The organism is Bacillus sp. FSL K6-1033 (assembly GCF_038630765.1).
Classification (GTDB): Bacteria; Bacillota; Bacilli; order Bacillales; family Bacillaceae; genus Bacillus; species Bacillus altitudinis.
In genome coordinates this window covers 2,706,594-2,730,095 of the sequence record NZ_CP152041.1, presented here as the reverse complement: position 1 = coordinate 2,730,095, position 23,502 = coordinate 2,706,594, and the positions used below count along the sequence as shown (strand labels likewise).

At 41.3% G+C, this 23,502-nt stretch carries 26 protein-coding genes and 1 riboswitch; of the genes, 18 read left to right on the top strand and 8 right to left on the bottom strand.

Features of this window, described 5'->3' with window-relative positions:
* Positions 1-11 precede the first annotated feature (11 nt).
* Complete coding sequence (locus MHH31_RS13930; RefSeq protein ID WP_342494911.1) at positions 12-665, bottom strand: TerD family protein; 654 nt, start codon at positions 663-665, stop codon at positions 12-14.
* A gap of 246 nt (positions 666-911) precedes the next feature.
* Here MHH31_RS13930 and ytkD point away from each other — a divergent pair, with 246 nt between their 5' ends.
* Positions 912-1,388, top strand: a complete 477-nt coding sequence (gene ytkD / locus MHH31_RS13925) for an RNA deprotection pyrophosphohydrolase (RefSeq protein WP_008342951.1) — start codon at positions 912-914, stop codon at positions 1,386-1,388.
* Positions 1,389-1,418: 30 nt separating this feature from the next.
* Here ytkD and MHH31_RS13920 read toward each other — a convergent pair whose 3' ends face one another.
* The 3 genes from MHH31_RS13920 to MHH31_RS13910 are packed head-to-tail and all read right to left on the bottom strand — an operon-like array spanning position 1,419 to position 3,987.
* Entirely contained in the window at positions 1,419-2,213 is a 795-nt protein-coding gene (locus MHH31_RS13920; protein ID WP_007501924.1) for an ABC transporter permease, read from the bottom strand.
* On the bottom strand, positions 2,200-2,970 hold the full coding sequence (locus MHH31_RS13915) for an ABC transporter ATP-binding protein (protein WP_017367905.1): 771 nt from the start codon (positions 2,968-2,970) through the stop codon (positions 2,200-2,202). Before MHH31_RS13915 ends, MHH31_RS13920 begins: the two co-directional genes overlap by 14 nt.
* 15 nt (positions 2,971-2,985) lie before the next feature.
* Positions 2,986-3,987: an ABC transporter substrate-binding protein gene (locus MHH31_RS13910; RefSeq protein WP_024719321.1), complete on the bottom strand. Its 1,002-nt coding sequence runs from the start codon at positions 3,985-3,987 to the stop codon at positions 2,986-2,988.
* Between the two features lie 173 nt (positions 3,988-4,160).
* Between MHH31_RS13910 and MHH31_RS13905 the strand changes: the two genes are divergently transcribed.
* From MHH31_RS13905 to MHH31_RS13880, 6 genes are read left to right on the top strand one after another with little or no spacing between them, the layout of a single operon-like run.
* Complete coding sequence (locus MHH31_RS13905; RefSeq protein ID WP_268418637.1) at positions 4,161-4,889, top strand: carotenoid biosynthesis protein; 729 nt, start codon at positions 4,161-4,163, stop codon at positions 4,887-4,889.
* The gene (locus MHH31_RS13900) at positions 4,858-5,604 is read left to right on the top strand and encodes a lysophospholipid acyltransferase family protein (RefSeq protein WP_342494910.1); all 747 of its coding nucleotides are present in this window, start codon (positions 4,858-4,860) and stop codon (positions 5,602-5,604) included. The genes MHH31_RS13905 and MHH31_RS13900 overlap by 32 nt, the downstream gene beginning before the upstream one ends.
* Positions 5,589-6,716 carry a glycosyltransferase gene (locus tag MHH31_RS13895; protein ID WP_342494909.1) on the top strand — a complete coding sequence of 376 codons (1,128 nt, stop codon included), beginning with the start codon at positions 5,589-5,591 and terminating at the stop codon, positions 6,714-6,716. Before MHH31_RS13900 ends, MHH31_RS13895 begins: the two co-directional genes overlap by 16 nt.
* Positions 6,713-8,194 (top strand): phytoene desaturase family protein, encoded by a 1,482-nt coding sequence (gene crtI / locus MHH31_RS13890; RefSeq protein WP_342494907.1) that lies wholly within the window; start codon positions 6,713-6,715, stop codon positions 8,192-8,194. Before MHH31_RS13895 ends, crtI begins: the two co-directional genes overlap by 4 nt.
* A 26-nt stretch (positions 8,195-8,220) precedes the next feature.
* Positions 8,221-9,015 carry a prolyl oligopeptidase family serine peptidase gene (locus tag MHH31_RS13885; RefSeq protein WP_342494906.1) on the top strand — a complete coding sequence of 265 codons (795 nt, stop codon included), beginning with the start codon at positions 8,221-8,223 and terminating at the stop codon, positions 9,013-9,015.
* 39 nt (positions 9,016-9,054) lie between these two features.
* Positions 9,055-9,297, top strand: coding sequence for a DUF2584 domain-containing protein (locus MHH31_RS13880; protein ID WP_017358362.1), 243 nt, complete (start codon positions 9,055-9,057; stop codon positions 9,295-9,297).
* Positions 9,298-9,337: 40 nt separating this feature from the next.
* Here MHH31_RS13880 and pckA read toward each other — a convergent pair whose 3' ends face one another.
* A complete protein-coding gene (gene pckA / locus MHH31_RS13875) occupies positions 9,338-10,924 on the bottom strand; it encodes a phosphoenolpyruvate carboxykinase (ATP) (protein ID WP_007501908.1) in 1,587 nt (528 codons plus the stop codon).
* A gap of 226 nt (positions 10,925-11,150) precedes the next feature.
* Positions 11,151-11,285: riboswitch (SAM riboswitch) on the top strand.
* Between the two features lie 195 nt (positions 11,286-11,480).
* On the opposite strand from pckA, the gene metK reads away from it, so the two are divergent.
* Together metK and asnB are read left to right on the top strand one after the other, a co-directional pair.
* Positions 11,481-12,683 carry a methionine adenosyltransferase gene (gene metK / locus MHH31_RS13870; RefSeq protein WP_274660700.1) on the top strand — a complete coding sequence of 401 codons (1,203 nt, stop codon included), beginning with the start codon at positions 11,481-11,483 and terminating at the stop codon, positions 12,681-12,683.
* 148 nt (positions 12,684-12,831) lie between these two features.
* Positions 12,832-14,730 carry an asparagine synthase (glutamine-hydrolyzing) gene (asnB, locus tag MHH31_RS13865; protein ID WP_008342976.1) on the top strand — a complete coding sequence of 633 codons (1,899 nt, stop codon included), beginning with the start codon at positions 12,832-12,834 and terminating at the stop codon, positions 14,728-14,730.
* Positions 14,731-14,871: 141 nt separating this feature from the next.
* Here the strand turns inward: asnB and MHH31_RS13860 are convergent, their stop codons facing one another.
* Positions 14,872-15,387, bottom strand: a complete 516-nt coding sequence (locus tag MHH31_RS13860; protein ID WP_008342977.1) for a gamma carbonic anhydrase family protein — start codon at positions 15,385-15,387, stop codon at positions 14,872-14,874.
* A 45-nt stretch (positions 15,388-15,432) separates the two neighbouring features.
* On the opposite strand from MHH31_RS13860, the gene MHH31_RS13855 reads away from it, so the two are divergent.
* The 3 genes from MHH31_RS13855 to MHH31_RS13845 all read left to right on the top strand — a co-directional run bounded on the left by MHH31_RS13855 (position 15,433) and on the right by MHH31_RS13845 (position 18,329).
* Complete coding sequence (locus MHH31_RS13855; protein WP_019743683.1) at positions 15,433-16,212, top strand: alpha/beta hydrolase; 780 nt, start codon at positions 15,433-15,435, stop codon at positions 16,210-16,212.
* A 29-nt stretch (positions 16,213-16,241) separates the two neighbouring features.
* Positions 16,242-17,321: a tetraprenyl-beta-curcumene synthase family protein gene (locus MHH31_RS13850; protein WP_017358359.1), complete on the top strand. Its 1,080-nt coding sequence runs from the start codon at positions 16,242-16,244 to the stop codon at positions 17,319-17,321.
* A gap of 231 nt (positions 17,322-17,552) precedes the next feature.
* Complete coding sequence (locus MHH31_RS13845) at positions 17,553-18,329, top strand: sporulation protein (protein ID WP_342494905.1); 777 nt, start codon at positions 17,553-17,555, stop codon at positions 18,327-18,329.
* Between the two features lie 19 nt (positions 18,330-18,348).
* Here MHH31_RS13845 and MHH31_RS13840 read toward each other — a convergent pair whose 3' ends face one another.
* Together MHH31_RS13840 and MHH31_RS13835 are read right to left on the bottom strand one after the other, a co-directional pair.
* The gene (locus tag MHH31_RS13840; RefSeq protein ID WP_017367896.1) at positions 18,349-18,927 is read right to left on the bottom strand and encodes a class I SAM-dependent methyltransferase; all 579 of its coding nucleotides are present in this window, start codon (positions 18,925-18,927) and stop codon (positions 18,349-18,351) included.
* The gene (locus tag MHH31_RS13835) at positions 18,924-19,889 is read right to left on the bottom strand and encodes a TIGR01212 family radical SAM protein (protein WP_017358356.1); all 966 of its coding nucleotides are present in this window, start codon (positions 19,887-19,889) and stop codon (positions 18,924-18,926) included. The genes MHH31_RS13840 and MHH31_RS13835 overlap by 4 nt, the downstream gene beginning before the upstream one ends.
* A 152-nt stretch (positions 19,890-20,041) precedes the next feature.
* Between MHH31_RS13835 and MHH31_RS13830 the strand changes: the two genes are divergently transcribed.
* The 6 genes from MHH31_RS13830 to MHH31_RS13805 all read left to right on the top strand — a co-directional run bounded on the left by MHH31_RS13830 (position 20,042) and on the right by MHH31_RS13805 (position 23,490).
* On the top strand, positions 20,042-20,317 hold the full coding sequence (locus tag MHH31_RS13830) for a YtzC family protein (RefSeq protein ID WP_017367895.1): 276 nt from the start codon (positions 20,042-20,044) through the stop codon (positions 20,315-20,317).
* Between the two features lie 137 nt (positions 20,318-20,454).
* Positions 20,455-20,787: a hypothetical protein gene (locus tag MHH31_RS13825; protein WP_024719313.1), complete on the top strand. Its 333-nt coding sequence runs from the start codon at positions 20,455-20,457 to the stop codon at positions 20,785-20,787.
* Between the two features lie 265 nt (positions 20,788-21,052).
* Positions 21,053-21,232, top strand: a complete 180-nt coding sequence (locus tag MHH31_RS13820) for a hypothetical protein (RefSeq protein WP_008342991.1) — start codon at positions 21,053-21,055, stop codon at positions 21,230-21,232.
* Between the two features lie 17 nt (positions 21,233-21,249).
* Positions 21,250-21,642 carry a GntR family transcriptional regulator gene (locus tag MHH31_RS13815; RefSeq protein ID WP_024719312.1) on the top strand — a complete coding sequence of 131 codons (393 nt, stop codon included), beginning with the start codon at positions 21,250-21,252 and terminating at the stop codon, positions 21,640-21,642.
* Entirely contained in the window at positions 21,635-22,513 is an 879-nt protein-coding gene (locus MHH31_RS13810; RefSeq protein ID WP_007501894.1) for an ABC transporter ATP-binding protein, read from the top strand. The genes MHH31_RS13815 and MHH31_RS13810 overlap by 8 nt, the downstream gene beginning before the upstream one ends.
* Positions 22,507-23,490, top strand: coding sequence for an ABC transporter ATP-binding protein (locus MHH31_RS13805; protein ID WP_052320829.1), 984 nt, complete (start codon positions 22,507-22,509; stop codon positions 23,488-23,490). Before MHH31_RS13810 ends, MHH31_RS13805 begins: the two co-directional genes overlap by 7 nt.
* Positions 23,491-23,502 lie beyond the last annotated feature (12 nt).

Sequence of the window (23,502 nt, the reverse complement as noted above, 5' to 3'; positions counted from 1 at the left end):
CCTTTCCTTTGTCAAGATGTGAATCCGTAGATGCGGAATAGGTCGTTTAAATCAAGGGGCGTACCTTGTCCGGTAGCGGTGATTTTCCATTCGTTCTCAACTCTCGTTAGTTCAGCACAAATGATGGAGGTACAAAATGAATAATCCTCTGTTAACTGAAAGGTACAAATCTCCTGTTGTGTGATTTGATCTGAAAGGCGCAAGTAGGCATTGGTCACCTGTCCGAAATGATGTGCCCGCTCGTGTGCATCATGTATGGTGGCAGTTACGACGATTTTATGAATATCGGGTGAGACTCTGCTTAGCTGCATAATGATGATCTCATTGTCCCGATGGCCTCCGCCGACCTGATGATCACCTAGATGGCGAACAGCTCCATCTAAGCTTTGCTGCTGATGATAATAGATCAGGTGTTTTGGAGACAGAAGCTTGTCCTCTTCATTTAAGAGAAACACTTGCGTATCTAAATCAATTGGCTGACCAGATAAGTCCCAGCCAAGTCCGATATGAATTTGATCTACATTTGGATTGTCTTTTGTTAAATCTAACTTTTGTCCTTTCATGAGGTGTTTCTTCACTGCCTCAAGAGAAGCGTCTTCTTTCTCATGTTGCCTCATTGGCCATGCTTTGTTATTTTCTTGTTTTGATCCATTTGTGATGCTCATGCTGGTTTCCTCCTCGTCTGTGTAGGACAAACACTTATTGATTTACGTCATCATGGGCAAAAGGTTTCATGATTAAAATGGGATGAGGATGGAGATGATAAAAAGGTTTTAGCAAGAATACTTATTTTACATACAGACGAGATAGAAGCACTCGTTTGTTTCACTTTTTATAAAAATTCTTCAGAGAAATGTGATCTGTGGTATGATGTTTTACAAGAAGCAAGGACAGGATATGAGGGATTTCACATGCATGTATTTAAAGACTATTATCATAATACGGTCAAGCTCTCTTTTGAAGAGCAGCCTTTTTCAAGTCATCCTAAGCATGTTTGGGCCATTTGCCGCTATCAAGGAAAATGGCTGCTTACTGAACATGAGGATCGTGGCTACGAATTTCCAGGAGGGAAAGTAGAGCCAAATGAAGAAGCAGATCAAGCCGCTATACGAGAGATTCACGAAGAGACGGGTGCTGTTGTTCGTGAATTAACGTATATTGGTCAATATCAGGTGCTTGGCAGAGAGAAAGTCATTGTCAAAAATATTTATTTCGCTGATATTGAAAGGCTCGTCAAGCAGGACACGTATTTTGAAACGAAAGGACCCGTTCTTTTCGCAGACTTACCAAGATCCATCGCAAAAAATAAAAATTTCAGTTTTATTATGAAAGATGATGTTTTAAGACAAAGTCTGGCTTATTTAGAAAAGAACGGTTTGATTCGTTAAAAAAAGCGCAGGGAAATGACCCTGCGCTTTTTATTTTTGCAGAAAACGGCGCTCCAGCCATTCAACAAGCTGATACATGATGGTGGCGAAGACAGCGATAATGAAAAGACTTAAGAACACGAGTGTAAAGTTGAAGACTTGAAAGCCATAGATGATCATATAGCCGAGTCCTTTTGAGGAAACAAGGAATTCTCCCACAATGACCCCAACCCAAGAAAGACCAACATTGACCTTAATGGCAGAGATCATCGTTGGAATACTTGCTGGCAAAATGACCTCACGGAAGACCGTTCTTTTTTTCGCGCCAAAGGTTTTCATGACTTTTAAATAATTCTCATCGACTTCTTGAAAGGCTGTATAAATGACGATGGTGGTAATGATCACACTGATAATGGCACCCATCGCGACAATGCTGATCATGCCTGGTCCAAGGGCAACAATTAGAATGGGGGCGAGAGCGACTTTCGGCATCGCATTTAAAATAACCAAATAAGGATCAAGTACATTTGCAAGACGGGTGGACCACCATAAGGCGGCGGCTAATAAAATGCCGCAAAAAGTACCAAGTAGAAAGCCGAGCACTGTTTCAAATAGCGTAATGCTCATATGATTAATTAATGAACCATCTGATAATTTTTGTACAAACAATTGGCAGACGGCAGATGGTGAACTGAAAATGAGCGGGTCAATCAGTCTGAAATGGCTCGCAAGCTCCCAAAGTGAAAAGAAACTGGCGAAAATGATCAACTGGTAGACTCGCGTCATGCGTTTTTCCATTCGAACTTTTTTTCGATAGGCTTCATGTAAAAGATCACTGTGTTTCAACTGTCTTCAGCTCCTTCCAAATCGTTTGAAAGAGCTCTTGGAAACTTGCTGTCTGTCTCGCTTCAAAAGGAGAGAGTGCCCTCAGATCATCGGGGACGGTAAACATTCGCTGGATAGAGCCGGGATGCTTTGAGAATAAGAAAATGCGATCACTCATCGCAATGGCTTCGCCGATGTCATGCGTGACAAGAACAGCCGTTTTTTGGTAGTTTTTTAATGTGTGAAAGACGAGGTCTTCTAATGTCAGTTTCGTCTGGTAATCTAGTGCTGAAAATGGCTCATCTAGCAGAAGCAGGCCGGGATCAACTGCAAGCGTTCGGGCGAGAGCCGCACGCTGCCTCATCCCGCCTGACAGCTCTTTCGGGTATTTTTCTTCGACATCATTGAGTCCAAGCTTTGGCAGTAAGCTAAGGGCAGCTGAGGTGGCTTCATGTGAATCTTGTTTTGCAATTTTTAACCCGAGAATGACATTTTCCTTGATCGTTTTCCATGGGAACAAATAATCTTGCTGGAGCATATAACCGATTTGATGCTCCTGTTGATTCGGTTCTTTTCCTTCGATTAAAATTCGACCTTCAGAGGGTGGCGTAATGCCTGCGATGATGGAAAGCAAGGTTGTTTTCCCGCAGCCGCTAGGACCAATAAATGAGATGAATTCACCTTGAGTGATCTCCATATTGATGTGCTGTATGGCCGTTGTTTTTTCTTTTAAAGAGAAGTACGTGTGGGTCACATGGTCAATTTGAAGGAAAGACATGTGCTACCTCCTGTTCTATTTGTGATCTGTGACCTTCTTGGCAATGGATGAATCGACAAGTTGTTTGTACGGGATAAATTCCGGCAGTTCACCACTTGCCTTCATGATTTCCTGTAATTTGTTCCATTCCTCTTCATTTAGAAGGGGATCTGTTGCATAGGAGTTCTGCTGTTTGTAGCGTTTGATAGCTGTTGATAAGACATCAAGGTCTGTATCAGGAAATTGAGATTGGATTGTCTTGGCAATCTCCTCAGGGCTCTTTGCTTTGACCCATTTTTGCGCTTTGTAAATGGCACGAGTAAAGGCTTCAGCTGTCTCTTTGTTTTCTTCTAAGTAACTCTTCTTTGCCATAAAGGTGGTATAAGGCACCTTGCCGGAAGCCTCACCAAAGGAGGCGGTAATGTACCCTTTGCCTTCTTTTTCAATTAAGGAAGCTGTCGGTTCGAATAACTGTACAAAATCGCCAGTTCCAGAGGAAAAAGCACCTGAAATGTTGGCAAAATCAATATTTTGAATCATGCGAAGATCTTGTTTCAAATCAATGCCTTCTTTTTTCAGGACATATTCACCGACCATTTGCGGCATGCCGCCTTTCCGTTGTCCGAGAAAGTCTTTTCCTTTCAATTGATCCCAAGAAAATTGATTGATTTTTTCCCTTGAAACAAGAAATGTACCGTCTGTTTGTGTCAGCTGTGCAAAGTTCATGACAGAGTCTTTCGTGTCTTGTGCTTCCACATAAATAGAAGATTCAGATCCGGTCAGAGCGATATCAGCGCCGCCAGATAAGAGAGCTGTCATTGTTTTATCGCCGCCCCAAGTGGTTTTTAATTCAACCTCTAAGCCTTCATCTTTGAAAAATCCTTCGGATAGGGCGACATAAAGTGGTGCATAAAAGACCGAATGGGTCACCTCGGCTACTTGTACGGTCTGCTCTTGGTCTTTTTTACAGGCGACAAATGGAATAAAGAGCAGGACAACGAATATGAATGCCAGTCTGACTTTAATGGAACGATTCAAGAGTAATTCGCCTCCTTTGTTCTAGATCACTAATTAAAGTATGTCAAAAGGGATTTTTGGTGAGTGCCTAGATGAAATAAGAAGCGCATTGTTTATTTATAGAACGTGTCTTTTTTTCTATACTAGAAGCATGAATGCTTTCTTGAATTTGGCAGAAATAAAGGAGCGGTTTCGTGTATAGATTGAGTTGGGTATTTGTTGGTTGGTATGTAGTAGGTCTTATTTTAATGGTCTTTTTTGAAGTGCCGGCATGGCTTCAGTTTGCGAATGGTATCTTTCTTGTGCTTTATGCCTGCTGCGTCATTGAGATTGGCCGAAATATTTACGGGGCATGGAGCTTTGTGATCGTAAGAGCAGCCATTGTGGGTGTGTTGACGTTTACAGTTGAATGGGTGGGGATCACAACTGATTTTCCATTTGGGGCCTATGATTATTATCCGACACTTGGATTTCTTGTGGCGGGAGTGCCTTTGACGATCGCTTTTGCATGGGTTGGTGTGTTTTTAAATAGTCTTTTTTTATCAAGACAACAATCGAAGTGGAAACGAGCCGTCGAAACGGGTATATGGATTGTACTGCTTGATCTCATATTAGATCCGGTAGCGGCTGAACGAAAGTTTTGGGTGTGGTATGACGGCGGAGGTTTCTTTGGTATCCCTTTTGAGAATTTTGTCAGCTGGGGTATCATTGGAGCAGGACTTTCATTTCTGTTCCCGCTCGTATCAATTGATCAGCAGGCATTGCGCTGGAATGGGTGTATTTATCAGGCCATGGTGTTCTTCTTTGGTCTTTTAGCATTAAAGGGCGGGCTGGATGTCATTTTTTATTTAGCACTGATCATTGTCATCTTGTGTGAAGGAAGGGTTCGATTTGAAAGAAAGCGACAAAAACCGATCGTTTAGACGACTCTTTTATTTTTATCTTGAACGATATTTACTGAACAAACATTTTCGCTGTGTCATGATGAAAGGTACGGTTGACCCAAAGGAGAAGCATCCTGTTCTTTATCTTGCTAATCACAGTTCATGGTGGGATGGACTGATCATTTTTCTTTTAATAGAACAAATGTCTGAGCTGGATCATGCCATGATGATGGAAGAGAAGCAGTTGAAGCAATATGCTTTTTTTCAAAAACTTGGTGCATTTCCAGTTCATAAAGAGAAGCTGAAAAGTGTCAAGCAGGCATTAATGACCGCAAAGGAGAAGATGGAGGCTGGCGGGGCTGTGTGGCTCTTCCCGCAGGGGAAAATTATGCACCAAGACATAAGGCCGCTTGAACTGGAAGGCGGAGCTTCTTTTTTAGTCAGGCAATTTGAGCAGGTCGTCATCAAACCTGTGACACTGCATTATACATTTAATCAATTTCAAAAACCGACGGTATCGGTTGAATTTGGAGAAGATGTCCTGGTAGCTGGCGGATCACTTCGGAGTAAGGAAGTAACAAGTTTACTCGGAGACCTGCTTGAAACACAGTTAAACGCACATCAAGCACAGGTTATTGCTAATCCAGATTTTTCAACAAACGAACATTTTAGGCAGGTGACAAGGACAAGCCGGTCAACTAGTGATGCGTTTGATTCCTTTAAAAAGTGGGTGAAAACATGGCGATCTTCTTAATTGTCATCAGTGTTTTGCTGCTCTGCCAATTGATGTTTACGATTTGGAATATGAAGCAATTTCCTGTACTCAAGCCGGCATCTCTTTCACCTGATGAACGCATTTCATTATCGATCCTCATTCCAGCGAGAAATGAAGAAAAACGGCTGGAAGCCTGCCTTCAGTCGATTGTTGATCAGCGTCTCCATCCGAAAGAGTTGATCGTGCTGGATGATCACTCGACAGATCAGACGAGAATGATTGCAGAGGGCTTCGCAGAGAAATATCCATGGATTCGCGTTCAGTCAGGTCAAGTATTGAAGCGCGGCTGGCTTGGAAAATCATATGCTTGTTCCCAGCTTGCTGAGGCAGCATCTTCTGATTGGCTGTTATTTTTAGATGCAGATGTCCGCTTAAAACAAGGAGCTATTGAAGCGGTGTACAAACAGTTATGCATACAAAAAACGGGCATGCTTTCAGGTTTCCCAGAGCAAAAAACGGGAACGCCTTTTGAGCATCTTGTCGTTCCTATGATGATGTTTACGATTGGCTGTCATCTGCCAGTGAAGTGGGTCAGAACATCTCAACATCCTGCTTTTGCCGCAGCACATGGCGGCTTTATTGCCATTGAAAAGAACTGTTATCACGAAATAGGTGGTCATGAAGCGATCAAGGATTCTCTTGTGGATGATATGGCTTTGGCTAAACGAGTGAAAGAGAAGGGCTTTCCGTTCACACTGGCAAGTATTCATTCTTTTGTCTACATGAGAATGTATGAGAGTGGACAGGAAGTATGGGAAGGATATCGGAAAAATTTGTTCCCGGGAGTGAATCGAAACATTGCTTTGTTAAGCAGTGTCTTTTGTTTATACTCCGTCCTTTATGTAGTTCCTGTTATTTGCTTTATGATCGCACTGATTCATTTTGATGTGGTCAATCTCTGTTTAGCCCTTCTTTGCTACGGGCTGGGTGTATCCATTAAAGCGGTCATTGATATCGAAAATGGAAGAACGTCTACGATGGCCTTTTTATTGCCTGTCAGTATCATGAGCCTGATTGCCATTGGTTTTGCTTCTATGAAAATTGGGCTGAAAAAAGAAGGCTATGAATGGAAAGGAAGAAGGTACGAATGAAAAAAGTGATCATTATTGGCGGCGGACTTGGCGGGTTATCGGCTGCGATTCGCTTACAGTCACGCGGTTTCCAGGTCACCATTTTAGAAAAAGAAGCTTCTTTAGGCGGGAAATTACAACGCCATCAAGCGTCTGGCTACTCTTTTGATTTAGGACCGAGTACCATTACAATCAAGGCGTATTTTGAGGAAGTATTTACCTCCTGTCATAGACGAATGGAGGATTATGTGACGTTTTATCCGATTTTCCCCCTTACTAAAAACGTTTTTTCAGATGGACATACGGTCGAGTTTACGCCAGATATTGAGCAAATGGAATCACAAATTGCAGTTTTTAGTCCAGAGGATGCACAGCAATACCGGGCATTTTTACAGGAATCGAAGAAGCTTTTTCAAATGGCAGAGGATCAGTTTTTAAATCGTTTATTATTGACCTGGAAGGATAAAGCGGATGTCAAGCTAATGAAAGCCCTTCTTGCTGTCAAACCTTTTACATCTGTTCAGCGCTTGCTGCGTCAATATTTTCGTCATCCTCATACATTGGCGATGTTTGGCCGGTATGCGACTTACATTGGCTCTTCTCCATACGAGGCACCTGCTATTTTTAATATGATGGCTTATTTAGAAGGAGAAAAAGGCATTTATGGTATTAAGGGCGGTACGTATCGTTTAGTTGAGGCATTTGAGACACTGGCAAAGGAATTGGGTGTCCAAATTCATCTCAATGAACCAGTCAAAAAGATTCATGTAAAGAATAAGCGAATCCAAGGAGTTGAAACGGATCAGCAGTTATATGAGGCAGATCAAGTCATTGCGGGGGCAGATGCACTGACTGTTTATCGCCAATTAATTGATGAAGAAGACCGCCCGAGCTTTGGAAATCAAAAACTGGCAAACATTGAGCCATCGTTATCAGGTTTTGTTCTTTTGTTGGGCGTCTCTAAAGTCTATGAACAACTGTCTCATCACAACGTGTTTTTTCCAGAGAATTATGAACAAGAATTCAAGGATATTTTTCAGAAAAAACAGCTTCCTCATGATCCGACGCTTTACATCTGTTATTCAGGTCATTCAGAGCCAGCTTTAAGCGGAGGGCCAGGAAGAAGCAACTTGTTTGTATTGGCCAATGCGCCATATGTGACAAAAGAGCAAAATTGGGACATGCTAAAGGAGACATATGGCCAGCATATGAAAACAAAACTAAAGGAAAAGGGTCTCTTTGATCTTGACCAGCTTGTAGAATTTGAAGCGGTACAAACCCCGCTTGATTTGCAGCAAAAAACGGGAGCGTATCATGGGGCCATTTATGGCATGTCGTCAAACTCATTCAAGCAGGCATTTTTTCGCATCAATAATCAATCAAAGGATATTGAAGGACTTTGGTTTGTTGGTGGCACAAGTCATCCAGGCGGCGGCACTCCGATGGTGACAAAATCAGGCCAGCTCGTCGCAGAGGCCATTATCAAGCATTTAACGTAACACCGAATGAAAAGGAGAGAATTCAAGTGATTGTGGAAAAGAGAAGGTTCCCGGCGCCACATCCGCATATTCACTTATATACAGTGACATATGAGGCCGATGGACTTCGGGTGAAGGGGCTGCTCGCTGAACCGGCCGGAGAAGGTCTCTATGACGGTTTTTTATATTTACGGGGCGGCATTAAAAATGTGGGAATGGTTAGACCTGGCCGAATTGTGCAATTTGCTGCGCAAGGGTTTGTCGTCTTTGCGCCCTTCTACCGAGGGAATCAAGGAGGCGAAGGGAACGAGGATTTTGCCGGAGAAGACAGGAAAGATGCATTTGCTGCATTTCAGCTGTTGAAACATCATCAAAAGGTGAAGCAGGAGCGCATTCATATCTTTGGTTTTTCCCGCGGCGGAATTATGGGCATATGGACCGCTGTTGAAATGAAGCATGAGGCCGCTTCCTTTGTGACATGGGGAGGCGTAAGTGATATGAAGCTCACCTATGAAGAACGTGTGGATATGAGAAGAATGATGAAGCGTGTGATAGGAGGTCCTCCGCATAAGGTACCAGAAGCATATGAGGCTAGAACGCCTTTGAATCATGTGCACCAAATTGAAGCACCTGTCCTAATCATTCATGGGGAGCTGGATGAGAATGTATCCATTGAGCATGCGTATTTATTAGAAGATGCCCTGCGTCAGCATGGCAAGTCTGTGGAAACATGGTATTTTCGCGGATATCATCATTATTTCCCGCCACAGCATAACCGGGAGATTGTCAGACGGTTGACGACATGGATGCACAGCCGAAAAGGCGGAAATGTGGTAAAATAAACGGTAGAAAGAAATATAGAAAGTAGGGGGATTTTCATTATGGGAATGCCTGTTGAATTTAATACAATGATTGTCACAAAAGGAAAAGAGACAAGAATTGAAGAAAATGTGTTTGAGCTCATGAAGGAAGGGTACCGCATTTATCCATTAAATATTCCGCTTGAGGTGCGTAAAACGAAAGACGGAGAAAAAACGGGAACAGCACATGTTGAAAAGCTGGAGCTCACAGACAATATCACGAAGGTGACGTACCGTCTTGTGTCATTACATTCAACGAACTAAAAAAGCTGAGGGATTCATTCCCTCAGCTTTTTCCTTTTGATTAGACGAGTGGTCCGCCTTTTGCTTCAATATCACTTGCTGCATGGCTGAATTTTTTGAAGTTCTTTTTAAATTCATTTGCAAGGAAGTTTGCTTTTTCTTTGTAAGCCTCTTGATCGTCCCATGTTTTAGCAGGCTGAAGCACTTCATCTGGCACTCCTGGAATATGAAGCGGGATGTGTAATCCGAAGATGTCGTCAGTGATCATTTCAGCGTTGTCAAGATCGCCTTCGATCGCTGCCTGCACCATTGCTCTTGTATGAGCAAGATTCATTCGTTTGCCCGTACCGTAGCCGCCGCCAGTCCAGCCTGTATTCACAAGGAATACTTTTGCGCCGTGCTCATCGATTTTTTTACCAAGCATTTCAGCATAGACATGAGCAGGAAGTGGCAAGAATGGTGAACCAAAGCAAGTAGAGAACGTTGTTTCTGGTGACGTCACACCACGCTCAGTTCCCGCTAATTTACTTGTGTAACCGCTCAAGAAGTGGTACATCGCCTGTTCTTTCGTTAAACGGCTGATTGGAGGTAAAACGCCGAATGCATCAGCTGTTAAAAAGACGATGGCAGATGGGTGACCTGCAATACTTGGTTTCACGATGTTATCAATCATTTCGATTGGGTAAGCCGCACGTGTATTTTCAGTAAAGAATGTGTCATCATAATCTGCTTCACGTGTTTCTTCATCAAGTACTACATTTTCAAGCACTGATCCGAAGCTGATGGCTTTGTAAATTTGTGGTTCTTTTTCTTCACTTAAGTTCACACATTTTGCATAGCATCCGCCTTCAATATTGAAGACACCTGTGTTAGACCAACCGTGCTCATCGTCTCCAATCAGCTTGCGGCTTGCACTTGCAGAAAGCGTCGTTTTTCCAGTACCTGAAAGGCCGAAAAATAAAGCAACATCGCCTTCTTGACCGACGTTAGCAGAGCAGTGCATTGATAAAATATCTTGTTCAGGAAGCAGGTAGTTCATAACAGAGAAAATGGATTTTTTCATCTCTCCTGCATATTCTGTTCCACCGATCAGAATCGTCCGTTTTTCAAAAGAAACGATAATAAACGTTTCAGAGTTTGTGCCATCTGTTTCAGGATCTGCTTTAAAGTGAGGTGCAGATAAGATGGTGAAAGGTTTTTCGTTTGATGATGGTGTTGATCCATCAGGTCTGATGAATAGCTGCTTTGCAAAGAGATTGTGCCAAGCGAATTCATTTACAACTGTAATTGGCATACGGTATTTTTCGTCAGCACCGGCAAAGCCATCAAAGACAAATAGTTCATCACGTTCTTTTAAGTATGACACAACCTTTGTATATAAACGATCAAATGCCTCTTTCGAGATCGGTTGATTCACTTGACCCCAATCAATTTTATGTTCAGAGTTTTCTTCTTTTACGATGAATTTATCTTTAGGCGAACGTCCAGTGTAGGCACCCGTTGTGGCGCGCACAGCACCAGTTGAAGTTAAAACGCCTTCATTACGTGCCAAAATCTTTTCAACAAGTTTCGGAACAGATAAATTTTGGTGCGTATTTTCTAATGAGAGCAATGACTGCAAATCTTCTTTTAAATCCACTGAGTTCATAAAAAAACCCTTCCTTTACCGTTGAATTTGTTTGTTTTGATTAGTATAACACATTGATAATAATAGTCTATACTATTTAAACATTTTTGTGTGTGTTTTTTCATTTCTGCTATGAAAATATGCTTTTTGGTGATGCTAATGATGAGGTGAAAAAAAGGGGAGATAATTCCTATGAACCATTGACATGACGCAAGGGTTTAAGATAAGATATCTTATTGAACGGATACTCTTATCCCGAGTTGGTGGAGGGACAGGCCCGATGAAGCCCAGCAACCGGTTTCTTATGAAAAAGGCATGAACATGCTGAGAAACCAAGGTGCTAACCTGATGCAAGGTACAAGAACACCTTGAGCGATAAGAGTGAAAGGCATGCGATCTCAGACCCTTTCCTCGCAATGAAGGAAATGGTTTTTTTATTTTTGGGATATCATATGAACAAATTGCCAATAACATCTCTAATATAAACATGTTGAAATATAAGAGGGAACGAGTTCCGTATCATATTGGAGGCCTCATCTTGGGATGATGTGGTCTTGTACAGGAGGAAATAGCCATTATGAGTCAAAATCGTCGTTTATTTACTTCAGAATCAGTGACCGAAGGACATCCAGATAAAATCTGTGATCAAATTTCAGACAGCATTTTGGATGAAATTTTAAAGAAAGATCCAAATGCACGTGTTGCCTGTGAAACTTCTGTAACAACCGGTCTCGTATTAGTAAGCGGTGAGATTACAACGTCTACTTATGTCGACATTCCAAAGACGGTGCGTGACACGATTAAGGAAATTGGCTACACACGTGCGAAATATGGTTTTGATGCGGAAACATGTGCGGTTCTTACATCAATTGATGAACAGTCTGCTGATATTGCGCAAGGTGTAGACAAAGCGCTTGAAGCACGTGAAGGAACAATGACTGAAGAAGAAATTGATGCGATCGGTGCAGGTGACCAAGGTCTGATGTTTGGTTTTGCAAACAACGAAACTGAAGAGCTTATGCCACTGCCGATTTCTCTTGCACATAAATTATCTCGCCGTTTAACAGAAGTACGCAAGAATGGAACACTTGCATACCTTCGTCCAGACGGAAAAACTCAAGTAACAGTTGAATATGATGAACAAAACAAACCAGTTCGTATTGATACGGTGGTTATTTCTACACAGCATGCACCAGAAGTGACGCTTGAACAAATTCAAAGCGACTTAAAAGAGCATGTCATCCGCCCTGTCGTTCCAAGTGAACTGATCGATGAAGAAACAAAATACTTCATCAACCCAACAGGCCGCTTTGTTATCGGTGGACCTCAAGGGGATGCTGGTTTAACTGGACGTAAAATCATTGTTGATACTTATGGTGGGTATGCTCGTCACGGTGGTGGTGCTTTCTCTGGTAAGGATGCAACGAAGGTTGACCGTTCGGCAGCATATGCGGCTCGCTATGTAGCGAAAAATATCGTAGCAGCTGGTCTTGCAGATTCATGTGAAGTACAGCTTGCTTATGCAATTGGTGTTGCACAGCCTGTCTCCATTTCAATTGATACATTTGGAACAGGAAAAGCCTCTGAAGAGAAATTAATTGAAGTGGTACGTGCAAACTTTGATCTTCGTCCAGCCGGCATTATTAAAATGCTTGACTTACGTCGTCCGATCTATAAACAAACCGCTGCATACGGACATTTTGGCCGTCATGACTTGGATCTTCCATGGGAAAAAACGGATAAAGCCGACACGCTTCGCAAGGAAGCATTAGGAGAATAACAACATACAAAACCGCTTATTTTAAGCGGTTTTCCTTTTGATTAAAAAAAATTCTACAAAAAGCGTAAAAATGTGAAACAAAATTGGACAAAATACTGTCTAATTATAGGTCTACTTTTAAGAAATAACATAACGTGGAGGCAATAATATGTGTGGGTTTGTTGGTGTATTTAATCACCGTCCATTGTCCGAAACTACTGAGCAGGAAGAGTTAATTAAGCAAATGAATCGTCTCATCGTTCATCGAGGTCCGGATGATGAGGGGTACTTTCATGATGAGCATGTAGGATTTGGATTTAGACGTTTAAGTATTATAGATGTTGAACACGGAAAGCAGCCGCTTTCTTATGAAGATGAAAAATATTGGATTATTTTCAACGGAGAAATTTATAACTATGTGGAGCTGAAAGAAGAGCTTGTGAAAAAAGGCTATACGTTCAGCACAGATTCTGATACGGAAGTCCTTCTTGCCACATATCGCCACTATAAAGAAGAAGCGGCATCGAAGCTTCGCGGGATGTTTGCATTTTTAATTTGGGATAAAGAAGCGCAGTTATTATATGGCGCAAGAGATCCTTTCGGCATTAAACCGCTCTATTTTACACAAATGGATGACCAAGTGTACTTTGCTTCTGAACGCAAAAGCTTAATGGCTGTGAATGAGAACATTTTATTTGATGAGACTGCTTTGCAGCAGTACATGTCTTTTCAGTTCGTTCCTGAGCCAAATACACTTGATCAAAAAGTGCACAAAGTCGAGCCAGGTCATCAGTTTACACTGCGTCCAGGCCAAGACATTGCATTTAAGACTTACTGGAAAGTTCAATTCAAACCTGAACAAACACAAGAGCAGAAATTAGTAGAAGAAGTACGTGATGCTATCTATGATTCTGTAAAAGTCCATATGAGAAGTGATGTGCCTGTTGGTTCATTCCTATCAGGCGGGATCGATTCTTCTTTCATCGTGTCAGTCGCAAAGGAATTTCACCCTGAACTGAAGACATTCTCTGTTGGTTTCCAGCAGGATGGATTCAGTGAGGTAGATGTAGCAAAAGAAACAGCTGATAAGCTGGGATTGCAAAACTTTAGTGCTGTGATTTCTCCTGAGGAATATATGAATGAGCTTCCAAAGATCGTCTGGCATTTAGATGATCCTTTGGCTGATCCAGCGGCGATTCCATTGTATTTCGTAGCAAAAGAAGCGAAAAAACAAGTCACAGTTGTTCTTTCAGGTGAGGGAGCAGACGAGCTATTCGGTGGATATAATATTTACCGTGAGCCGCTGTCTCTAAAGCCTTTTGAATCTGTACCATCCATGCTGAAAAAGCTTCTTCTTCGTCTGGCTCGTTTAATGCCAGAAGGAATGAAAGGGAAAAGCTTTATCGTTCGCGGCTGTACGCCATTAGAGGAACGTTATATCGGCAATGCGAAAATCTTTGAAGAGCCAGTAAAGAAAAACCTCTTAAAGCAGTATGATCCGAACATCACGTATCGAGACGTGACGAAAACATACTTCGAGGAAAGTGCAGGCTACAGCGATATTAACAAAATGCAATATGTTGATATCCATACGTGGATGCGCGGGGATATCTTGCTGAAAGCAGATAAGATGACAATGGCGAATTCTCTTGAGCTTCGTGTTCCATTCCTTGATAAGGTCGTATTTGAAGCAGCTTCTAAAATTCCAGAAGAGTTGAAAACGAAAGACGGTACAACGAAATATTTATTGCGTAAAGCAGCAGAAGGCATTGTACCGGACCATGTGTTAAACCGTAAAAAACTAGGTTTCCCTGTGCCAATTCGTCATTGGCTGAAAAATGAGATGAACGCTTGGGCGAAAGATATCATTAAAAACAGTCAGACAGATGAATACATTAACAAGGCATATGTTCTTGATTTATTAAATGATCATTGTGCTGGAAAAGCAGATCATAGCCGTAAGATTTGGACTGTCCTGATCTTTATGATCTGGCATAGCATCTATGTAGAGCGCAGCATTGATCCAGAGCAGTTGAATCACCAGCCGAAAGAAGTTATTTTTAGCTAATGAAAAAGGTTTTCAGCTTTGTGCTGAAAACCTTTTTTGTCATGATAGAAAGTAGTGGAAAAGGGTAAAATAACAAGCGGTACACAGTTATTGCTTAATATCCTGAAAAAAACATGATAAAGTGAAGATACATGTATGATGTTAACGCGATAAAAGGGAACGATAGTATTGTCCTTTTTCTACATATTCTCTGCGGATACGATCCATGTCTTGGATATCTTCATCTGTTAACTGGCGAACGACTTTGGCTGGACGGCCAAAAGCGAGTGAACCTTTTGGGATGACTTTTCCTTGCGGGACAAGGCTACCTGCACCAATAAAGGCTCCTTCGCCAATTTCCGCACCATCGAGAATGATGGATCCCATGCCAATGAGGGCATTTTTTCGAATGATAGAGCTATGTAATGTGACTTGGTGTCCAATGGTAGCACCATCTTCAATAAGAAGTGTTTTTCCAGGACTTTGATGCAGACAGGATAAGTCTTGAATGTTGACGTTTTTTCCAATTCTCACAGGAGCTACATCGCCTCTAATGACCGTTTGGAACCAAACGCTTGAATATTCTCCAATTGTGACATCACCTGTAATGGTGGCGTTTTCTGCAACAAAGACAGATTCATGAATCTCAGGTGTAAACTGATGATATGGATAAATCACTTTTTCGACTTCCTTTCTTAATACAACATTTGTGAGGTGTTTACTTTGTGGACTTGGCATGCTGAAAGACCGGTTGGTACAATTGTCATTGTACATGGTGCTAGTGAATATCATGGCCGATATAAATGGCTGATCGAAATGTGGCGAAATGCAGGCTATCACGTCGTCATGGGTGACCTGCCTGGGCAAGGGACATCGACACGTGCGAGAGGCCACATTCGTTCTTTTCAAGAATACATTGATACAGTGGATGAATGGATTGAACATGCGAAGTCGTTCAGACTTCCGACATTTTTACTTGGACATAGTATGGGGGGACTGATTTCGATTGAATGGTTCAAGCAGTATACCCATACGAAGATTGATGGCCTTATTTTATCATCACCTTGTTTAGGTCTGCAATTTAAACCAAAGAAGCTGATGGATTTTGCGTCAAAAGGGCTAAATGTGCTGGCGCCGTCTTTTAAAGTCGAATCTGGGCTGTCGATCGAACTTGCCACACGGAATCAAGATGTGATAGAGGCAGATTCGAATGATTCGCTTTATGTGACGAAGGTGTCGGTTCGCTGGTATCGAGAACTGGTGAAAAATATCGATGCGGCGATGCAGCCTACGAATGTTTTTCGGTCGATTCCACTCCTGCTCATGCAGGCAGGCGATGACAAGATTGTAGATAAAACAAGAGTGATGAAATGGTTCAATGGCATTGAATCAACCAATAAATCATACCGTGAATGGGAAGGGCTTTATCATGAAATTTTTAATGAGCCCGAGCGAGAAGATGTGTTTAAGGCGGCAAGAGCCTTTACTGATCAATATATTTGATTGTGAGCTTAAGTTGGGGGTGGATTGATTTGTCAGTACCAGAACGTCCTTTTGCACTGATGACGAAGGTGTATAAAGATATTTTTCCGCTAGTTCATCAGGAGCTAAAAAAGTGGCGGGCTCATGCAGAAATGATTGAAAACGAAGAACTGAGAACGCAGGCACTAGCGAGCATATCCAGTAAAACCTTTCACTGTGAAGGCGGGGGAATTTTATCTCTGCTTGCAGGTGAAGCGAAGGAAACGTGTATTGAATTCATTGTGGCGTACCAAACGATTAGCGATTATTTAGATAACTTGTGTGACCGCAGTACATCACTTGATCCAAAGGATTTTCATATGCTGCATCAGGCAATGAGAGATGCACTCGATATTCATGCGGAGCTTAAGCCGTATTATCAATTCCGTGATGATCAAGAGGATCATGGGTACCTGCATGCGCTAGTCAGGACGTGCCAAGATGTGCTGTCACGTCTAGCACATTATCCGATCATTCAGCCCTATTTACATACGCTGTGTGATTATTATAGTGATTTACAAGTACATAAGCATGTGGTTCCTCATGAGCGTGAACCTCGATTAGAGTCATGGTTCCGCCAGTATGAAAAGGATTTACCGAAGATGGAGTGGTATGAGTTTTCCGCATGTGCAGGATCAACGCTGGGTATTTTCTGTCTTGTGGCTTATGCACTGCAGCCTGATTTTACAGAGAAGCAGGCGAAGCAAATTTACGAAAGCTATTTCCCTTATATTCAAGGTCTGCACATCTTACTGGACTATTTAATCGACCAAGAAGAGGACAGGCTGGAAGGCGATTTGAATTTTTGCTCGTACTACAACTCTCATCATGAGATGATGGATAGACTACAGCATTTTATTGAAAAAGCGGATGAACAGCTGAAAGGCATTCCACACGAGAATTTTCACAAACTAATCAATAGAGGGTTACTTGCGGTCTATTTGTCTGATGAAAAAGTGACAGCTCAAAAAGAGATGAACAAGTTGGCAAAGCGGTTGATCAAATCAAGCGGGAAAACATCGTTCTTTTTCTATATCAATGGCAGAGCCTATCGAACCTATCAGAAAATGCCTTGGATGAAATCTTCTTAACGTATAAAATAAGCTCATCAGCTTGTAGAAAATGTTTTTCTACAAGCTTTTTTGTTTTGAACTGTTTCGCTTTGGAACATGTACAGTTCTTTTATGATTACAATCCTCTTATTTGCTGCCGATATTATTCTTAGTGTACGAAAAATAGGAGAAAAGTATGAATTGAATGAATCGTATCTACTCCTTATGACGTATATTTGTTGAAAAACTTAAAAAAGGGGAAGGTCGAATATGTCGTTTTTTAAAAAGTTTGTAGCAAGTGTAGGAATCGGTGCAGCAAAAGTGGATACAATTTTGGAGAAAGATGCGTATGAACCGGGAGAAGAAGTAAAGGGAACAGTCCATGTGAAGGGCGGAAAAGTGCCTCAAGATATTCGCTATATTGATTTAAAGTTGAAAACATGGTACACCATTGTAAAAGATGATGAAGAGCAACGAAAACACACAACCATCCATTCTGTCCGAGTGACTGAATCATTCACGATTCAGCCTGCGGAAGCTCATCAGTTTACATTCTCGTTTCACCTTCCTCTTGATACACCAATGACTGTAGGTAAAGTAGAGGTGGCTGTTGTGACAGACCTTGATATTCAAGGTGGTATTGATAAATCTGATCATGACCGCATTTTTGTAAGCGCGCACCCGTGGGTGAAACGTGTGCTTGAAGCTGTTGGAAACTTAGGCTTTCACCTTCATGAAGCAGACTGTGAAGAAGCACCTTATTTCAGGCGCCGCCTTCCCTTTGTTCAAGAGTTTGAGTTCATACCGACTTCCGACTATTATCGTCAAATGCTTGATGAGTTAGAGGTGATTTTCTTCATTGATGAAGAGGGGCTAGATCTCATTTTTGAAGTTGACCGCAGAGCAAGGGGGCTGCGTGGCTGGCTGGAAGAAATGTATAATGACGGAGAACAGCTTGTACGTGTCCGCTTTACTCAATCAGAGCTTGCAGATGCAGAAGAGCTAGAAGTAGTGCTTGAAGAAATCATTGACCAATACGCTTATTAAATAATAAAACTCAAATCCATTAAGAGGATTTGAGTTTTTTTTCGATGGCTACCACAAAGGGCGGATCGTTTTGAATATTCATGTATTGATAAGATATTACCTGTACTTCTTCGTGATGGAGGGTTTTGCAATAATCAAGAAGGATGTCCTTCTCTTTTTTTCCTTCGGGGTGCCCGTGGTAAATCACAAGAACGATCAGACCTCCAGGCTTAAGCCAATCCATGAGCTGTTTGATCGCTTCAATGGTTGTATGGGCCTGAGTTGTGACGGTTTTATCGCCTCCTGGTAAGTATCCAAGATTGAACACTGCACCAGATATGTGACCATAAGCATCCGCTGGCAGATGCTCAGCAAGTTGTTCATGTCCGTCATGGATCAGGTGAACGTTTGGATAGTGCTCACCAAGTCTTTTGCTTGTTTGCTCAATGGCTTCCTTCTGTACATCGAATGCGAAAACTTGTCCATCTCTCCCGACAAGGTCAGCTAAATAGCGTGTATCATGGCCATTTCCCATCGTTGCATCAATGACAATATCGCCTTTTTGACAAGCACGTTCTAACAGTTCTTTACTAAAAGGGAGCATCCGTTTTAAAATCATTTTGCCGCTTCTTCCAATCTGACGAAGCGTTTGCCTTGGTAGCTGTTACGTCTTTCAAGCTCAGCATTAATGGCATTGAGCACTTCCCATTTATTCACACTCCACATTGGACCTACCATTAATTCAATGGGACCATCGCCTGTAATACGATGAATAATCATTTCTGGGGGCAGGATCTCCAGCTGATCACAGACAAGCTGGACATATTCCTCTTGGCTGAGAAACTCTAGTTTGCCTTTCTCATATTGCTTTACCATCGGTGTTCCTTTTAACAGGTGAAGTAGATGAATTTTAATTCCTTGCACATCTAAATCAGCGACAGCTTTTGCTGTCTCCATCATCATATCTCGGTTTTCAAGAGGAAGACCGTTGATGATATGTGAACAGACTCGAATGCCATGTTTTCGCAGTTTTTCTACACCTTCTACGTAGCATTCATAATCATGGGCACGGTTGATGAGCATCGCTGTCCGCTCATGTACAGTTTGTAGACCAAGTTCAACCCATAGATATGTCCGTTCGTTTAACTCAGCTAAATATTCCACGACGTCATCTGGCAGACAATCAGGTCTTGTGGCAATCGATAAACCAACCACTCCATCCAGATTCATGACGGTTTCGTATTTTTCTTTTAAAACAGGAAGCGGCGCATGTGTGTTTGTGTAAGCTTGGAAATACGCCATGTATTTTCCATCTTTCCATTTTGTATGCATCCGGTCCTTGATTTCATTAAATTGAGTGATGAGATCATCCGCCCGGTTCCCTGCAAAATCACCAGATCCTGCTGCGCTGCAAAATGTGCAGCCTCCATGTGCGACAGTACCATCACGGTTTGGACAATCAAAGCCGCCGTCTAATGCGACTTTAAATACTTTATGACCAAAGTGCTCACGCAAATGATAATTCCATGTGTGATAACGTTTCTCGCTGTTTGAATATAAAAAAGGGTTATGCTGATCCAAGTCAGTAACCTCCTTGCATAATAATAGGCATCCTTAAAGTTTAACAAAAATCACGAAAGAGGACAATTGAATCTGTCCAACATTTTCTTTAGTGAAAAAGCTTTACGTGGGCAAAATAGGCGAGAGCAATGATGAAATGGAGGGATGGCTAGATGGCAACTAGAAAATCAATCGATGAATTTGTCCAAAAAAGCACTGAGACTCTTGAGTTTGCAAGCGAACAGTTTGATTTGAGCTCTCGCCAAGAACATTATAACGTAGAAGAATTTTCAAAAGCGCAGCTCATGCTTGAGGATGCGGTGAATGAATTAGAAAAGTTAAAAGATGTCGCCAATGATCAGCAAAGAGAACGTTTAGACAGAACGCGTGTACAAATTCAAAGTCTGCAAAACCAAATGATTTTAGGTATTTCATACGAGAACGAATGATGAACAGATCCTTCTTTTAAGGGTCTGTTTTTATTTTTTGGCTGTTTTCGCAAAGTTGTTTTTGGATAAATAGGTTTTTATTCTGTTAAAGTATGTTATATATAGAAATTGCAAATATCTTCAAGGGGGTAGAAGAAATGTTGGAGACTCTTCCTGATTGGTTTTGGGCATTATATTACTTGTTTTTCTTAGCAACATTAGGAACCGCAATATTCAGTGTTGTGAAAAATAAACATAGGGGATTGTCCATTCTAACCATTGTATTTACTGTTACAATTCCGATTATTAGCCTGATAAATAGCATTGGTAGAGTAGAAGGAATGAATGAATTTGAACACTTATTTAGTCAATTGCGACAGGGTGCAGTTTGGACTATCTTTACAGTTATAGGCTATATATTTTTATTAGTATGGTGGGTGCTAATCCTGTTCAAAAGCAAGTCCAAAAACAAAGTAATAGTATCTAATTAAAACATTGTAGAGACCTCAATATTCGGGGTCTTTTATTATGCACTTTTTCAGGCGATTATGAAAGTTATTAACGTGTTGAACACCCTAAACCAGAAGCAAACCTGGCTTCCGAAAGCTTTTAAGTAGCTTCGTCATTTTATCTGGTTCGTCTGCCTATTTTTTTCTAGAGTCTCTTGACTTTTCAATTAAGTGTCTATATTGTATTAAGTGTACTACATCAACTAATACACTACAGACACTTAAACGTGAAGAAAGGTGTTTAACCATGAAAAAAGAAAAAAAACCAATCAATTTAAAGTGGATGGTGCTGGCTGTTGCGTTAGCATGTACATTTTTTTTCGTTCTCGTTTTCATTGGTTTTGAAGTTCAAAAAGATTTTATTCCAAATTCGGTCCCTTTAATGCAAGGACATGATCAAGCGATAGGACTGCAAAAGCATGAATGAGAAAAGAGGGAGCCATCATGATTCAAATAGATCCAAGAAGCGCTGCACCAATATATGAACAAATCATTGAGCAGTTAAAAATTTTGTGCTTAAAAGGCGTGATGAAACCAGGTGACAAACTGCCTTCTGTGAGAGAGCTTGCCACCATTATTATTGCGAATCCAAACACCGTCAGCAAAGCGTATAAAGAGCTTGAACGGGAAGGAATTATTGAAACATTAAGAGGCCGTGGAACGTATGTGACAGAAGGTGCACAGTTAAAGCTGAATGAAGGGAAGGTGTTAGAGATGAAGGAGCAATTAAGGCAACTCATTATTGAAGCTCATTATGCCGGTATTGATATTCATCAACTCAAAGAGTGGCTGGAGGAGATCAGCTCAAGTCTAAAAGGAGGAAAACAAGTTGATTGAGGTCAGAAATGTATCAAAGAAATTAAATGGACGTGAAGTACTCAGCAACGTTTCCTTCAAGATAGGCGAAGGAGAGATCTTTGGTCTGCTTGGCCGGAATGGCTCTGGTAAAACAACACTTCTTCGCTTGATTCAGCAAATCCTTCTTCCAGATGAAGGAGAGATTTATTTTAAAGATGTACTCGTAAAAGACCACCCGTTAGTGAAGCAAAATATTGTGTATATGCCAGTCGTAAATCCCTACTTTGACCGGTACAATTATGGACAGCTTGTGAAGTTGTTAAAACAACTGTATCCAAAGTTTGACGTGACATATGCCAATGAGCTTGTGAACCGGTATGAGATTCCGGAAAAAGTGAAATACCGTGAATTGTCGACAGGTTTAAAGAAGCAGCTGTCCCTCATTTTAAGTTTTGCCATCAAACCAGCAGTCATTTTGTTAGATGAGCCGACAGACGGGATTGATGCAGTCACAAGAAATGACGTTCTTCAGCTGATGATTGACGAGGTGGCAGAACGACAAACAACGATTTTAATTACATCTCACCGTTTAGAGGATATTGAGCGTATGTGTAACCGAATCGGGTTTTTGGAAGGAAATCAGCTCACAAGTGTTATGGATTTAGATGAATTAAAGAATGACTACGTTAAAATCCAGATGGCATTTGAAGAGGATATGAACTTAAGTATTAGAAAAAAAGGCGTTGCCATTTTAGATCAAGCGGGTGTGTTCTATACAGCACTTGTACTCAAAACAGATGAAGAAGCAAAAGAGTATTTGAAATCGCTTGAACCAAAAGTGTGGCATGAACTGCCTGTAAATTTAGAAGAAGTATTCATTGCGAAGTTTGGAGGGAAACGCAGATGGTAAAGCGGCAATTGTTATATAAGGAATGGAAGCAGTCTGAGCTGACATTCATTTTAGTGATGCTTGTTGCGATCTTTGCGACGCCATTATCCCTCTTAATGGAGTACTCAACCTTTCAAGATTGTTTGAATAACCGAGACTGTCTAATGGATACAACAACATTCACTTATATTTTTAAGACGGACGCATTTCTCTCACTTTCATGGGTCATGGGAATATTTTTTGCTGTGATTCAGCTAGGATTTGAAAGAAATAAAGGGCAGATGGACTTTACCGTATCCTTGCCGTTTAGTAGAAGTTCCATCTTTCACACAAAGTTTTTCTTAGGTGCTGGAATTATTGCAAGTGTTCATGCTGTTTCATACCTTCTCATTTATTTATTAAAATTAGGTCTTGGGCCAATAGAGACACCTGGATTTAACAGTCTTTATGTTTCTGCACTGTTGTCAGCCTTGATGATCTATAGTTTGTTTTTTGCAGCAGGTGCTTTAACAGGGAGTGCTATTTCTCAAGCAATCGTTGGATTTAGTACAGCTATTTTACCTTACTTAGTGATTGGTTTACCAATCCTTCATTTAGATTTTATCTTTAAAACAAGCGGGATGTGGCTGGATAAAATCTTTAATTTTTTGATCACGCCCATTTCCCCCATTACTTATATTACAGCTAACAGTTTTTATCAGGAATATCCGCTTTGGTTCAATGGTGAAGAATACATCGTTCCAATTGTCATGATGTTGCTATTTTACCTTATAGGCTTGTTTAGCTTTATTAAACATCCAATTGAACGAAATGGCCGATTCTTCCTTTATTCAATAATGGATCGCCCAATTCAAATTATGGTGATCGTGTTTGGCGTCTTAGGGTTTGGCTGGGTTGGTTTCTCTTCAGATTCATTAATTGGATATTTTGTTGGGATGTGCATCGGTGGAGCTGTAGGCGCACTGACGAGTTATTTCTTAATCTATCGAAAAAGATAAACAGAGAGCAGG

What these genes read in the sequence shown, in the direction of transcription:
- MHH31_RS13930 (WP_342494911.1), bottom strand. Translation starts at nt 665, where the DNA reads ATGAGCATCACAAATGGATCAAAACAAGAAAATAACAAAGCATGGCCA.
- ytkD (WP_008342951.1), top strand. Translation starts at nt 912, where the DNA reads ATGCATGTATTTAAAGACTATTATCATAATACGGTCAAGCTCTCTTTT.
- MHH31_RS13915 (WP_017367905.1), bottom strand. Translation starts at nt 2,970, where the DNA reads ATGTCTTTCCTTCAAATTGACCATGTGACCCACACGTACTTCTCTTTA.
- MHH31_RS13895 (WP_342494909.1), top strand. Translation starts at nt 5,589, where the DNA reads ATGGCGATCTTCTTAATTGTCATCAGTGTTTTGCTGCTCTGCCAATTG.
- crtI (WP_342494907.1), top strand. Translation starts at nt 6,713, where the DNA reads ATGAAAAAAGTGATCATTATTGGCGGCGGACTTGGCGGGTTATCGGCT.
- MHH31_RS13880 (WP_017358362.1), top strand. Translation starts at nt 9,055, where the DNA reads ATGGGAATGCCTGTTGAATTTAATACAATGATTGTCACAAAAGGAAAA.
- pckA (WP_007501908.1), bottom strand. Translation starts at nt 10,924, where the DNA reads ATGAACTCAGTGGATTTAAAAGAAGATTTGCAGTCATTGCTCTCATTA.
- metK (WP_274660700.1), top strand. Translation starts at nt 11,481, where the DNA reads ATGAGTCAAAATCGTCGTTTATTTACTTCAGAATCAGTGACCGAAGGA.
- asnB (WP_008342976.1), top strand. Translation starts at nt 12,832, where the DNA reads ATGTGTGGGTTTGTTGGTGTATTTAATCACCGTCCATTGTCCGAAACT.
- MHH31_RS13845 (WP_342494905.1), top strand. Translation starts at nt 17,553, where the DNA reads ATGTCGTTTTTTAAAAAGTTTGTAGCAAGTGTAGGAATCGGTGCAGCA.
- MHH31_RS13840 (WP_017367896.1), bottom strand. Translation starts at nt 18,927, where the DNA reads ATGATTTTAAAACGGATGCTCCCTTTTAGTAAAGAACTGTTAGAACGT.
- MHH31_RS13830 (WP_017367895.1), top strand. Translation starts at nt 20,042, where the DNA reads ATGGCAACTAGAAAATCAATCGATGAATTTGTCCAAAAAAGCACTGAG.
- MHH31_RS13825 (WP_024719313.1), top strand. Translation starts at nt 20,455, where the DNA reads ATGTTGGAGACTCTTCCTGATTGGTTTTGGGCATTATATTACTTGTTT.
- MHH31_RS13820 (WP_008342991.1), top strand. Translation starts at nt 21,053, where the DNA reads ATGAAAAAAGAAAAAAAACCAATCAATTTAAAGTGGATGGTGCTGGCT.
- MHH31_RS13815 (WP_024719312.1), top strand. Translation starts at nt 21,250, where the DNA reads ATGATTCAAATAGATCCAAGAAGCGCTGCACCAATATATGAACAAATC.
- MHH31_RS13805 (WP_052320829.1), top strand. Translation starts at nt 22,507, where the DNA reads ATGGTAAAGCGGCAATTGTTATATAAGGAATGGAAGCAGTCTGAGCTG.